This window comes from Exiguobacterium marinum DSM 16307 (assembly GCF_000620845.1).
Classification (GTDB): Bacteria; Bacillota; Bacilli; order Exiguobacteriales; family Exiguobacteriaceae; genus Exiguobacterium; species Exiguobacterium marinum.
The window spans coordinates 1,447,766-1,461,218 of sequence record NZ_KK211189.1; the positions used below are offsets into that span (position 1 = coordinate 1,447,766).

The 13,453-nt window shown below is 46.9% G+C and carries 13 protein-coding genes; 10 read left to right on the forward strand and 3 right to left on the reverse strand.

Going from position 1 to position 13,453, the window contains the following annotated elements; all coding sequences use genetic code 11:
• Position 1: 1 nt before the first annotated feature.
• Complete coding sequence (locus P400_RS0107725; RefSeq protein ID WP_026825640.1) at positions 2–2,119, forward strand: DNA internalization-related competence protein ComEC/Rec2; 2,118 nt, start codon at positions 2–4, stop codon at positions 2,117–2,119.
• Between the two features lie 61 nt (positions 2,120–2,180).
• Here the strand turns inward: P400_RS0107725 and P400_RS15525 are convergent, their stop codons facing one another.
• Entirely contained in the window at positions 2,181–2,345 is a 165-nt protein-coding gene (locus tag P400_RS15525; RefSeq protein WP_012726678.1) for a YqzM family protein, read from the reverse strand.
• A 90-nt stretch (positions 2,346–2,435) separates the two neighbouring features.
• Between P400_RS15525 and holA the strand changes: the two genes are divergently transcribed.
• Together holA and P400_RS0107740 are read left to right on the forward strand one after the other, a co-directional pair.
• Complete coding sequence (gene holA, locus P400_RS0107735) at positions 2,436–3,446, forward strand: DNA polymerase III subunit delta (RefSeq protein ID WP_235181874.1); 1,011 nt, start codon at positions 2,436–2,438, stop codon at positions 3,444–3,446.
• A gap of 9 nt (positions 3,447–3,455) precedes the next feature.
• Complete coding sequence (locus tag P400_RS0107740; RefSeq protein ID WP_026825642.1) at positions 3,456–3,893, forward strand: GNAT family N-acetyltransferase; 438 nt, start codon at positions 3,456–3,458, stop codon at positions 3,891–3,893.
• 27 nt (positions 3,894–3,920) lie between these two features.
• Here P400_RS0107740 and rpsT read toward each other — a convergent pair whose 3' ends face one another.
• Positions 3,921–4,181, reverse strand: coding sequence for a 30S ribosomal protein S20 (gene rpsT / locus P400_RS0107745; RefSeq protein ID WP_026825643.1), 261 nt, complete (start codon positions 4,179–4,181; stop codon positions 3,921–3,923).
• A 219-nt stretch (positions 4,182–4,400) separates the two neighbouring features.
• On the opposite strand from rpsT, the gene lepA reads away from it, so the two are divergent.
• The 5 genes from lepA to hemW all read left to right on the forward strand — a co-directional run bounded on the left by lepA (position 4,401) and on the right by hemW (position 10,963).
• A complete protein-coding gene (gene lepA / locus P400_RS0107750; protein WP_026825644.1) occupies positions 4,401–6,224 on the forward strand; it encodes a translation elongation factor 4 in 1,824 nt (607 codons plus the stop codon).
• Between the two features lie 147 nt (positions 6,225–6,371).
• On the forward strand, positions 6,372–7,409 hold the full coding sequence (gene serC / locus P400_RS0107755) for a 3-phosphoserine/phosphohydroxythreonine transaminase (RefSeq protein WP_051546015.1): 1,038 nt from the start codon (positions 6,372–6,374) through the stop codon (positions 7,407–7,409).
• Positions 7,387–8,550, forward strand: coding sequence for a phosphoglycerate dehydrogenase (locus tag P400_RS0107760; protein ID WP_026825646.1), 1,164 nt, complete (start codon positions 7,387–7,389; stop codon positions 8,548–8,550). The genes serC and P400_RS0107760 overlap by 23 nt, the downstream gene beginning before the upstream one ends.
• A 10-nt stretch (positions 8,551–8,560) precedes the next feature.
• Positions 8,561–9,742: a DUF1015 domain-containing protein gene (locus P400_RS0107765; RefSeq protein ID WP_026825647.1), complete on the forward strand. Its 1,182-nt coding sequence runs from the start codon at positions 8,561–8,563 to the stop codon at positions 9,740–9,742.
• 18 nt (positions 9,743–9,760) lie between these two features.
• Positions 9,761–10,963 carry a radical SAM family heme chaperone HemW gene (gene hemW / locus P400_RS0107770; RefSeq protein ID WP_051545966.1) on the forward strand — a complete coding sequence of 401 codons (1,203 nt, stop codon included), beginning with the start codon at positions 9,761–9,763 and terminating at the stop codon, positions 10,961–10,963.
• A gap of 51 nt (positions 10,964–11,014) precedes the next feature.
• Here the strand turns inward: hemW and P400_RS0107775 are convergent, their stop codons facing one another.
• On the reverse strand, positions 11,015–11,620 hold the full coding sequence (locus P400_RS0107775; protein WP_026825649.1) for a DUF1054 domain-containing protein: 606 nt from the start codon (positions 11,618–11,620) through the stop codon (positions 11,015–11,017).
• Between the two features lie 192 nt (positions 11,621–11,812).
• Here P400_RS0107775 and hrcA point away from each other — a divergent pair, with 192 nt between their 5' ends.
• Positions 11,813–12,835, forward strand: a complete 1,023-nt coding sequence (hrcA, locus tag P400_RS0107780; RefSeq protein WP_026825650.1) for a heat-inducible transcriptional repressor HrcA — start codon at positions 11,813–11,815, stop codon at positions 12,833–12,835.
• Between the two features lie 17 nt (positions 12,836–12,852).
• A complete protein-coding gene (gene grpE / locus P400_RS0107785) occupies positions 12,853–13,440 on the forward strand; it encodes a nucleotide exchange factor GrpE (RefSeq protein WP_026825651.1) in 588 nt (195 codons plus the stop codon).
• Positions 13,441–13,453: the final 13 nt, after the last annotated feature.

Here is a 13,453-nt window from a genome sequence, read left to right on the forward strand (position 1 = left end):
GATGCCGTTATTTCCACTATTTGCGGTATTGATGGTGACCGGAGTGACTGAAGGAGTCTACATCGTCACAATCGTCTCCGGTGTGTTATACGTTGCGTCACGAGGCGGACAACAGCTGTACGCGAAACTCGGTGTTATTCTCTTCGTCCTGATTGCATGGCGGCACGCCGATACAGCGGAATGGACACCGACAGACACAGTGGCGTTTTCGATTGAGAGTCGTAAAGAGAACGGGAAAACGGCCCGATTATATGGAAACGTGGCGACTCATCAAGGTGTGTTGCGGGGGAAAGAGCTTTCTATAGGTAGACCTGGTGAGACTTGTCTTGTAGAAATTGAACACGAACCGTTTCAGCCGTTACGGAACATCGGGGGATTTGACGAACAGAAATGGGCGGCAAGCGCGAACTTATCCTTTAAAGGAAAGATCAAGCGAATCGACGAATGCCGTCCGACAGCAGGGATGGACGGTTGGATGCTGAGGTGGAAAGAAAGACGTCTCCAACAGATTGAGCAACAATATCGCGGCGATGTCGCACTATACATAGAGGCCTTATTGTTCGGTGAGAGTCGGATGCTTGATGAACAAACCTCTTTTTCATATCGAGTGACGGGTCTCCTGCATCTTCTCGTCATATCAGGTTCACATATTGCCCTGCTGATTGTTGCCCTTCAAACAATGTTTCGACCAATCCCGATTCGACGAGAGACGAAGACGATGTTGATTCTATTGACGATTACGGCGTTCGGATGGCTAACAGGCTTCTCACCACCGGTCGCACGAGCTGTCCTCGTGGCAGATGTGTTGCTAATCCTTTCTTTATTTGGTGTATCGGTAAGGGACCCGATTCGCCTGCTAAGTTGGTGCGCGACCGCCATGCTTGCCTTTCAACCACACCTTCTCTCAAACTTAGGGTTTCAATTAACGGTAGGCATGACTTTTTTCTTATTAGTCACGAGAAAAATCTGGACTGGGTTGTTGGAATTGTCTGTATTCGCGCAGTTGTTTGGTTTATTGGTCCTCTGGCAAGTTCAACCGATTTTATCTATCGTTGCACCGTTATTAAATATCGTGATGGCTTTTTGTATATCATGGGTGATGATACCACTGGCTCTCGTCAGCTGGGTGGTTCCGAAGATCGCCCCTTTGTTCATGAGTGTTTTGGATGCGATAAACGGGATTTTCTCAATCCATAATGTTGGTCGACTATGGACGCCGTTGCACGAACTCACATTCCCGTACCAAGTCGTTTTATGGGTTGGGATATGGATAAGCTTCATTATCATCGAACAAAAACGGCGCATTGGATGGGTAGTGGCGATTATGACGTGTGGATTAGTCGCTGGATGGTCCGACTGGTCAGAGTCTCCACGGGTGACATTTTTAGATGTCGGTCAAGGCGATGCGATTGTTGTAGAATCAGGGGAAACAATCGGTGTAATTGATGTCGGTGGAGTATTCCAAGACCCGAATGAACAAAAGCGAACGGTATATGACCCAGGGGCAGACGTTGTAGCTCCTTATATATGGAAGCGAGGAGAGCGGTCACTCGATTTCGTCATGCTTACCCATGCAGACCATGATCACATCGGTGGTTTAGAAGGGTTATTAAAGTTCGTCCATATTAAGGAAATATGGTTATCGAAAGAAGTGGTGAATACAGAGAAACGTGAAGAGATTCTTCGGTTAGCGGCAAACTATGGATCGTCCATCCGCTATCTCGAGGCAGGAGATCGACCAATGTCTTGGATGTGGATTGTTGCACCGGATAAACCTCATGAAGATGAAAACAGTCATTCGATCAGCCTTTATATGAACGTAGGGGGCATGAAATATCTATTGACAGGTGATTTGCCGATAGAGGAAGAGGAAGCACTACCGAAACTCGACGTCGATGTATTTAAGTTAGGGCATCATGGGTCGAATACGTCTTCAGGCGAAGCGTTGCTTGCACGCACCAATCCGGAATGGGTAATCGCGAGCGTCGGGGCAAACAATCGCTATGGCCATCCACATGAGGAGACGTTACAAAGGCTTGCGGGACGACGTTTATTACGAACTGACACAAATGGGATGATCGTCTGTGAAAAAAAGATGTGTCGTGGGATCATCGAGTAGCATGTGATTAAATGTGATACACTAAAAAACGATTGCTCCCCCGGGGCAATCGTTTGAAAACTTATAGGCTTAAGAATTTGATGATGACACCGATGAAGAAAATCGTAAAGAAAAAGCCAAACGGGACGATGAAGCCGATCGCAGAGTCGATGGCGTCGTTACGTTTGCATTGAACGTCATTTTCAAACGGGTTTTCACTCGGTGGGCGAACTGAGTTAATTTGCATATTAGGTCCCTCCTTATCATACTTCCTTTATAAGTATAGCGAATCATGGGAAGATAATCTATGTTTAGATGAGAATAAATTGTGAAAGTGGTGTGTGTTTTGAATGAACCGTGGTTACATAATGGAAAACTGGCGAGCGTCTATGTTCTCCATGGCACCGAAAAATATTTGTTAGAGACGTGGGAACGTGAAATCGTGAAGGCAGCCAATCCATCCGGTGATCAATTTGATGTCATGCAATTAGATCTTCAAGAGACGTCACTCGATACGGCACTTGATGAAGCGGAGACGGTCCCTTTCTTTAGTGAATATCGCACGGTTATCGTGAAAAATGCCCAGTTCTTGACGGGTACGAAAGAGAAGCAAAAGCAAAATGTTGATCGGCTGGCGGAATATGTTGTGCAACCGGCGACCTACTCAGTTCTTGTCTTGATCATCGAGTCGGAAAAACTCGATGAACGGAAGAAAATCGTGAAGCGTCTGAAAGAACGTGCCATCGTATTAGAAGCGAAAAAGCCGAGCCAAGCTGAATTGATGCGATACGTGAACGATGCTTTGAGTCGTGAACAACAAAAAATGGAGCGCGCGACAATGGAGCGACTTTTATTTTTATGTCAGGATGACTGGGGAAAATTAGTCCGAGAATTAGAGAAGCTACAATTGTATGCAGGGCCAGGAGCCATGATTCCGATTGATATCGTGAATGATTTGGTGCCAAGAACGCTAGAGGATAACGTGTTTCAGTTATCGGAGCTTCTCGTCAAACGTCGTGCCGATGCAGCACTTCGGTTAGTACGTGACTTAGAGAAGCAAGGGCAAGAATTGATTGGACTTCTCGGTTTGTTGGCAAGACAATATCGAAACATGTACTTGGCGAAGCAGTTGACGGAAGCGGGGTACGGAGAGAAACAGATCGCATCAAAAATCGGTGCTCACCCGTACACCATCAAACTGGCGACACAAGCGAGCCGCGGCTTTTCTGAAGCGCAACTCGCCCAAGCCTTGACCTTGATCGCAGATGCGGACGAAGCGATGAAGACGGGTCGCGGCGACAAGCAAATCGTGTTCGATACGCTTGTTTGTAAGTTGGCTTTATTGTGAGGTGAGAAGATGGGATTCAAACAAGTAGCCATTGAGGATGTGATTCCGCTTCGGCATGTTGTGCTCAGACCAGGTAAAGGGATTGAGGCTTGTTATTTTGAAGGGGATGAAGCTTCGACGACTCGACATTTTGCTTGGGTGGTCGAAGGGCATGTACAGTCTGTTGCGACTGTCATGACGTCACCGAGACAAATTGATGGCGAATCGGTGCCGCTCCAGCTTCGCGGAATGGCGACAGATCCGTGTCTGGCAGGGCAAGGCATTGGCTCTCGTTTTTTACACGCTTTGCATGAAGAGTTAGATGACTCATGGTGGTGTAACGCCCGTGAAGTGGCCGTTCGTTTCTATGAGCGGAACGGTCTTGTGCGAATCGGAGAGGCGTTCGACATCCCTGGAATCGGTACACATTACGTCATGGTGTACAAAAAAACAGCCGGCTCCGGATAGGAGGCGGCTGTTTCGTGTGGTCTCTAATTAGAGAGCAGCGATACGAGCTGCGAGGCGTGATTTATCACGACCTGCTTTGTTTTTGTGGATAAGGCCTTTTGATGCAGCCTTGTCGAGCTTCTTCGTAGCGAGGACGAAAGCTTCTTGAGCAGCTTCTTTGTTTCCTTCGAGTACGAGAGCATCAACACGTTTTACTGCTGTACGCATTGCCGCTTTCTCATGTGAGTTTGCAACACGACGCTTTTCAGAAGTTTTTGCACGTTTGATTGCTGATTTGATGTTTGCCATTGTTTGTCACCTCCTGAAACAAGAAAGTGTATGTTCTTATTACTTCAAGTAATCATTCAACAGAACAAGCACAATTGTAGCAAACGGTTATATGAAAAGCAACCACTTGATGATTATTCTGAAAACTATCTGTGGTATTGTTGTAGTAGGTCGTACACATTACTTTAGGATTTTGATATAATGACACGGTATGTATGAGAAGGATAGGTGAACCCATATATGAACAAACAAGAATTAGAGAATCGTCAGAAGAAGATTCGTAACTTTTCCATCATCGCGCACATCGATCATGGAAAGTCGACACTCGCTGACCGTATTCTTGAGAAAACTGGTGCACTCACAGCTCGTGAGATGAAAGAGCAGACACTCGACGCAATGGATTTAGAGCGCGAGCGAGGTATTACGATTAAACTGAACGCCGTCAAATTGAACTATACCGCAAAAGATGGAGAAGAGTATATCCTTCATTTGATTGACACGCCAGGACACGTCGACTTCACGTATGAAGTGTCACGTTCGCTTGCGGCATGTGAAGGTGCGATTCTCGTCGTCGATGCTGCACAAGGTATTGAAGCACAAACACTTGCGAACGTTTACCTAGCACTCGATAACGACCTTGAAATCATTCCGGTCATCAATAAAATCGACTTGCCATCAGCGGATGTGGAGCGCGTTCGTCAAGAAATTGAAGATGTTATCGGACTTGACGCGAGTGATGCCGTCCCGACTTCTGCAAAAGCAGGAATCGGAATCGAAGAAATCCTTGAACAAATCGTCGAACTTGTTCCACCTCCAACGGGTGACCCGTCAGAACCGTTACAAGCATTGATCTTCGACTCATACTATGATGCCTACCGTGGTGTTGTCGCTTCGATTCGAATCGTCAATGGCTCAGTCAAAGTAGGAGATAAAGTTCAAATGATGGCGACAGGGAAAACGTTCGAAGTGACTGACCTCGGTGTGTCGACGCCTAAGCCGGTCTCGGTCAAAGAATTGAATGTCGGTGATGTTGGTACGCTCTCAGCATCCATCAAAACGGTCGGGGATGTTCGGGTCGGAGATACGATTACACTGGCGAAGAACCCGTCAACCGAACAACTTCCTGGTTACCGTAAGATGAATCCGATGGTGTACTGCGGATTGTATCCGATCGATGCAGCCAACTACAACGACCTACGTGAGGCGCTCGAAAAGCTTCAACTTTCCGATGCGGCCCTCGAGTTTGAGCCTGAGACGTCACAAGCGCTCGGATTCGGTTTCCGTTGTGGGTTCCTCGGAATGCTCCACATGGAAATCATTCAGGAACGGATTGAGCGTGAATTTGGAATTGACTTGATTACGACGGCACCATCGGTTATCTATCACGTGACGACGACTTCAGGCGAAGTCATCCATGTCGATAACCCATCAAAAATGCCGGAACAACAAAAAGTTGAATCGATTGAAGAACCATACGTCAAGGCAGCGGTCATGACACCGAATGACTATGTTGGTGCCATCATGGAGCTTTGTCAGAAGAAACGCGGGACGTTCATCGATATGCAATACATCGATACGACACGTGTTAAAATCACTTATGAGATTCCACTTAGTGAAATCGTTTATGACTTCTTCGATCAGTTGAAATCTAGCACGAAAGGCTATGCGTCTCTCGATTATGAATTGATCGGCTATCGTCAATCGCGTCTCGTGAAGATGGACATCTTGCTCAATAACGAAGTTGTCGATGCCCTCAGCTTCATCGTTCACCGCGACTTCGCTTACGAGCGTGGGAAGGTCATCGTTGAGAAGCTCAAGGCACTTATCCCGCGGATGCAGTTCGAAGTTCCGGTTCAAGCTGCCGTCGGTACAAAAATCGTGGCCCGTTCTACGATTAAAGCCCTTCGTAAAAACGTTTTGGCTAAATGTTACGGAGGAGATATCTCGCGTAAGCGGAAACTCCTCGAGAAGCAAAAAGAAGGTAAGAAACGCATGAAGATGGTCGGGTCGGTCGAAGTCCCACAAGAAGCGTTCATGTCTGTACTTTCCATGGACGAAGAATGATTATAGCCAGTCGCCTTGATCTCCGGATCAGGGCGTTTTTTTGTTTTAGGCAGGAAATAGCACTTCATTTAAGGAAGGTTACACCCTTAGACAGTCTATAGAGGAGGTAACACTGTGTCGACGTATACATATTCCGCGGGCCCAGGCATGCTACCAAAAGAAGTGATGCAAGAGGTGCAACAACATCTACTGACGTTTGAGCACGAAGGAATTTCGATTATTGAAACGAGTCATCGCTCCGAGTCATTTCAACAAATAGTCGACTCGCTTGAAGAGAGACTCAGAAGAGTCATGAAAATTCCTGAGAATTATGCGGTCTTATGGCTTCAAGGTGGGGCGACCCTTCAGTTTTCAATGATTCCGATGAACTTGCGGAAGCGAAATCGATTTGCCTATGTCGATACAGGCATCTGGTCTAAAAAAGCGATTAAAGATGCTCGACTCTTCGGACAGGTCGATCTCCTCTATCCACGTATAGACGAAACGGGTGAGATGTCATTTGACCAAAGTCTGGTTCAAGAGGTGGATTATCTTCATGTGACACTCAATAATACGATTGAAGGAACCCGGTTCACCGACATTCCGGAAACGAACGTCCCGCTCATCGCAGATGCGTCATCCAATATTCTCGCCGAACAGATCGACGTCGAACGTTTTGGCATCATATATGCCGGAGCCCAGAAGAATATCGGACCTGCAGGACTGACGGTCGTTATTATACGTCGAGATTTGATTCAATCCGCTGAATTACCAAGCTATCTTCATTATGCGTCGCATGTCGATACGTTATTTAATACACCGTCGACGTTCAGTATGTATGTGGCCGAACGTGTGTTGAAGTGGATAGAGGACTGTGGAGGCGTTGAAGCGATGGAACGGTTGAACCGTAAAAAAAGCGAGACGCTCTATACGTTCCTTGAGCAATCGAATCTGTTTTCTTCTCTTGTGTCGGGGAAGCGTCGTTCGTTGACGAACGTCCCGTTCACGACAAGTGACAGTGAAAGTGATCGACGTTTCGAGCAATTTGCACGGGAACGTGGATTGCATGAACTGGGTGGGCACCGTTCCGTCGGTGGACTGCGCGCGAGTTTATATAACGCGATGCCAATCGAAGGTGTAGATCGCCTTGTCGAAGTCATGAAAGCTTTTGAGGAGGAGACGTATGTATCACATCAAAACATTTAACCAAATCGCTGCTGCCGGTCTGAAGCGTTTTGGGTCGAGTGAGTATGTCATCAACGCATCAGATCAAGCAGATGCCTGGGTGTTGAGAAGTCATAATGTACACGATGAAACCATTCCACCTCACTTGCTTGCCATCGCAAGGGCCGGGGCAGGTGTGAACAATCTTCCACTCGACCGACTCGCAAAACAAGGCATCGTCGCTTTTCATACACCAGGAGCGAATGCGAATGCCGTGAAGGAACTCGTCCTTGCTAGCATGGTTCTCTCAGTACGTCCCATTCTTAAGGGATTTACTTGGGTGAACGAACAAGTATCAGAGTCGCAATCTCAATTAGAGGAAGCGATGGAACGACAAAAGCGACAGTTCCTCGGAGCAGAGTTGAGGGGGAAAAAAGTAGGCATCATCGGTCTCGGAGCTATCGGTGCGTCACTTGCCAACGATCTTCTCCAACTTGGGGTCGATGTCATCGGATATGATCCCCATCTCTCGGTCGATGCCGCTTGGAATATCTCAAAACATGTAACACGTGCCAAACATTTGAGTGAGGTGCTCGGAGCGGTCGACTTGTTATCGATTCATATGCCATTGACAGAGGAGACGCGGTACAGCATTGATTTAAGTTGGTTTGAACGGATGAAACCAGGCATGACCGTCTTAAACTTTGCGCGTGGTGAGCTCGTGAAAGATGATGATCTACTAAAGGCGTTTCATCACCATGTCGGATTGTATGTGACCGACTTCCCGCGTCATGCGCTCATCGGTCATCCGCAAGTGATGGCACTGCCTCATCTTGGCGCATCGACAAGGGAATCAGAAGTTAACTGTGCAATTCAAGCCGCCGAAACGCTAAAATTGTATCTTGAGACAGGGAACATTCGATCATCTGCCAATTTCCCGAACGTTGAACTTCCGTATACTGGAAAACGTCGCCTTGGAATTTTACACCGGAATGTCCCGAATATGGTCGGTCAAATCACAGGTGAGCTCGCATCACACGGAGTGAATATTGATAATATGGTCAATCGCAGCCGTGGGGAAATGGCATATACGTTAATCGATTTAGACAACTTCGAACATGAACCGTTATCGATTCACGCACTGTACGAAATCAAGGGCGTCATTCGCGTCCGAGAATTTTAAGGAGGAAACTATGGTCGTATTTAAACCGTTCAGCCCATACATGCCAAAACATCCAGAAAATGTCGCCGCAGACCCGTATGATGTCGTATCGATGGAAGAGGCACAAGCAATCCTTTCAAAAAACCGTGACTCATTTTTAGCTGTCGATAAGCCGGAAGCACTCCAGTCAGACCTTCCACTTGATGAATGGGGAAAACTTGCACGAGAAGAGTTAGAACGCTTGTATGAACACGAATTAACAGATCACCCAAACGGATTTTATGTGTATCGGCTGACATCAGAGCAGCATCAACAGACCGGGTTGGTCGCCACGTTTTCAGTGATGGACTACGAAGCGGGTCGAATCAAGATTCATGAACATACCCGTGAGACGAAGGAGCGGGAACGAATCGAGCATGTCCAGACGACAAAAGCACACACTGGACCAATTTTACTCAGCCATCCCTCTCACGCGATCCTGAAACAGATTTTACATGGTGCGACAGAGGGTCCCCCGCTCTTTTCATTTACGGATGAGCGTGGTGTAAAACACGAAGGCTTCATGATTCCGAACCGCGAACTTGCGCGAGTCATGATGATTGGAGCGACGATTCCGTCCGTCTATATTGCAGATGGACATCATCGTGCCAAAGCAGCGGCAGTCGTGGCGGGGATAAATAAAGACGATGCGCAAAAAAACGAGCGGTCGCATTTCTTGGGTGTGCTGTTTCCGAGCGATGAGTTGATGATTTTGCCTTATCATCGACTGTTGTCGCATATTGCCCCAGAAGAAGTAGAGCATATGCTAGAAGGACTGTCATTTTCTTACGAGGTGAAGCCCGAGGATAGCCTTGTCCTTCCAAAGGAACACGGAGTATTTGGAGCTGCATATCGAGGGAAATTTTACAGGATAACGAAACGAAAAGAGGATGCGGCTCTCGATGTCGCAATCTTACAGCGTGATATCCTCACTCCATATTTCAACGTCGCAGATATTCGTACTGATGCCAGAGTCGACTTCGTTGGGGGGAACCGATCGATAACAGAGCTGGAGCAATTGGTGAAGTCACCAGATCGCTTACTCCTTACGTGTCATGAAACGACGATGTCTCAGCTGATGCGTGTGGCTGATGACGGGGGACAGATGCCTCCAAAATCGACTTGGTTCGAACCGAAATTGAAGAGCGGTCTGTTCATTCACCGATTCGATTGATGGTGCAGGCTGGAAAGAATGAACGAAAAGCGTTATAAATGGAATGAGAAGAAAGGGGTGGCCGTATTGGCTAAAGCCGTATATCTTCACATTCCATTTTGTGAACATATTTGTTATTACTGTGATTTCAACAAGGTGTTTTTGAAAAACCAACCTGTTGAGGAATATTTAGATGCATTAGAACGAGAAATGATGTTAACACTTGAAGCGTTTCCGACAGAGCGAATCGATACGATTTTCATCGGAGGCGGGACACCGACCGCACTTAACGAAGCGCAGATGGTCCGGCTCATGGACATGGTCCGTCGACACCTGCTACCGCTCGCGTCGGATGACCTTGAATATTCGGTGGAAGCGAACCCGAATTTCGTAAGCGCGGAAAAACTTGATGCGATGAAAGCCGGGGGAGTCAATCGGCTTAGCTTCGGGGTGCAAACATTCGATGATGGTGGACTAGAACGAATCGGTCGAACACATCGGGCGGAAGATGTGTTTGAAACCGTGAACGAGGCGGCGAAACGCTTTGAGAATATCTCGATTGACCTCATGTTCGGCTTACCGGAACAGACGCTCGAGCAGATTGACCGCGATTTGACGTTAGCCCTTCAACTGCCGATTCAACATGTATCCTCTTATTCTTTGATTCTCGAGCCACATACCGTGTTTGCGATACAAGACCGAAAAGGCAAGCTCCGTTTACCGGGGGAAGACGTCGAAGTAGAGATGTATCTAAAGGTGATGGAGACGCTTGAGCGTCATGGGCTCAAGCAGTATGAGATTTCGAATTATAGTCTGCCTGATCGGGAGAGCCGTCACAACCAGGTCTATTGGCGAAACGAAGAGTACTACGGATTCGGTGCAGGCGCGCACAGCTACTTGAACGGGACGCGGCGTGCCAATATTGCCCCGATCCCTCACTATATTAAAGCAGAGGGAATCCCGGTGAAGCGGGCGAATGAGCTTGAAGAAGTGGAAAAAATGGAAGAAGAACTATTCCTTGGACTACGCATGCGCTCTGGAGTCTCGCTTCAGACGTTCGCCGAGAAATATGGTCGAACACTCGATGATGTGTTTGGTCACGTAATCGATGATTTAGTGAATAAAGCACTGATTGAGCGTACGGATTCACACATCCGTTTGACGGCGTCTGGTCTCCCGCTCGCCAATGAGGCATTCGCTGCCTTTATCGGGGAAGCGAAACTCGATCACGCCACTTCATAAAAAATGGACAAGTCCCTTATTTAAGAGGAACTTGTCCATTTTATTGTAGAATTATAAGACAAGGTCGCGATAGAGCGGTGTGAGTCGACCGAACGTATCTTCGACCAACGCAAGAAATGCATCCTCATTTTGAAGAATCGATGCATCGGCCGGTAGTTGTCGCCCGATTAAGAAATCAGCCTTTTTGACGTTTCCGAATCGTTCTAGTAATGCTTGAACGTCTTCATTTGACGTATCTTCAACGAGGAACGCCTCTTTTTTCATATGGTCTCCCGCGATGTGGAAATCGGGGAAAGTTGATTTAATATCAATCTGCTGTAATCGCTTCGCAATCGCGTTTTTATTCGGCATCTCATAGATAAACGCGAGCCAGATGAACACACGATCGTCGAAGAGGCCGACTTGTAGGTGAGGATGCTTCTTGTAGCCGCGCTTATCATGGCAGATTGCCATCCATGTATCTTTTGGTGGATTCACAGTCCTGCGCGCATGTTTTGCGACATGCAAATAAAGAGGGATACCGATATCCGCCTCAAGCTCTGGCCCGACCTCGTCATAAATCCTGTGGAAAAGCGGTTGAATATCAGAACGAATTCCTGACATCCTCGAATCGAGTCCTTCACGCTTAAATACTTCAAATTGTTTTGTTGTAAACATTTTATCACCTCATATTCTATCATAACGAAACGGTTCTTCTTTTTCAGGTTTGCAGTCCAGAAAAAAGTGAAAAAATCGGAGTGTATGAATTGACAAATAGTGAGAACATGATAATATTTGAAGTGTGATTAGCACTCGTTAAATATGAGTGCTAATAAATCGAGGTAACTTTTATCAGAGAGGAGTGATGTTGTGCTGACAGATCGCCAATTGCTCATTCTTCGAGCAATTATTGACGATTACATTCAGACGGCTCAACCAGTCGGTTCACGTACATTGTCGAAACGAGACGACTTAACGTTTAGCTCAGCGACGATTCGGAACGATATGGCCGATTTGGAAGACATGGGGTTGATTGAAAAACCGCATACTTCTGCAGGTCGTATCCCGTCTGAAGTCGGATATCGATATTATGTGGACCATCTTGTTGAGAAGCGGATTATCGACGAGCGGGAGACTGGTCGTTTAGAAGAACGTTTAAAACAATCTTCAAAAGAGTCTGAGATTCTGATTCGCCAAGCTGCAGACCTCCTTTCTGATTTGACCAGTTACACAACGGTCGCCCTCGGTCCAAATAGCCAAATGGAGAGGTTGGCACGTGTGGACTTTATGCCATTAGATGAGCGACGAGGTGTCGTTCTCATTGTCACGGACCAAGGCCATGTCGAACATCGAACGGTCATATTTGAATCACGTGTAGCTCCTGAAGTCATCGAGGAAACGATTCGATTATTAAATGATCGTCTCGTCGGAACGTCGATTGGACAATTGAAAGTCCGAATCGGGGAAGAAGTTGCGAAATTGCAACTCGCTCAGCGACAACAATACGAAAATATGATGCAACTGATTCAATCAACCGTCGGTATTCAAACGCCGTCCTCGCTTTATCTCGGAGGCAAAAAGAATATCTTTAACCAGCCTGAATTCCAAACCATTGACACGTTACGACCGTTTCTGGAATGGATAGATGAGCAGGAACGGCTGACCCACTGGCTCGAATCGTTGCCAAATCGCGAGATTTATGTGAGCATTGGGAGCGAGAATGGAATTGTCGCCCTTCAGAATTGCAGTGTCATCACTTCGGATTACACACTCGACGGAAAAACATTCGGAACGATTGCTATGATCGGTCCGACTCGAATGGATTATCGTCATGGGGTCCAAATGATGGGGCAAATCATCGAAGCGTTGCGACGAACGAAACTAGATGAGTGACGGAAAGGAGTTTTACTATGACAGCAGATCATCAAAACGGGCGCGAGCAAGAAGACGTGCTTGAAGAAAAATCTGTAGACCCGACACAAACAGAAGAGAACGGGTCAACTGAATCAACGGAAGACGAGGTTTTAAATGCTGAGATTGTGGAAGAAAGTTCTGAGGGGACGGACTTACAAAAAGAAATCGAAGCGTTGAAAGCGAGCGAGCTCCGAATTCGCGCCGACTTTGACAACTTCCGTCGTCGGACGAACGAAGAGAACGCCAAGCGCGTCAAATTTGCTTCACAGTCTGTCATTGAAAAATTGATTCCGCTTATTGATAACTTTGAGCGAGCACTTCAAGTAGAGGCAACTTCAGAAGATGCGAAGCAACTTCAAGCGGGCGTTGACATGGTTCATCGTCAATTACTCGACGTCTTGAACGTTGAGCAAGTCGAAGCAATCGAGGCGGTCGGACAGCCGTTCGACCCAAACTACCATCAAGCAGTCATGCAAGAGCCTAGTGATAAGTACGAATCAGGCATCGTGACGATGGAGCTTCAAAAAGGATACACGATGCACGGTCGAGTTATTCGTCCGAGTATGGTAAAAGTTGCAGAATAACATTACTTAACGA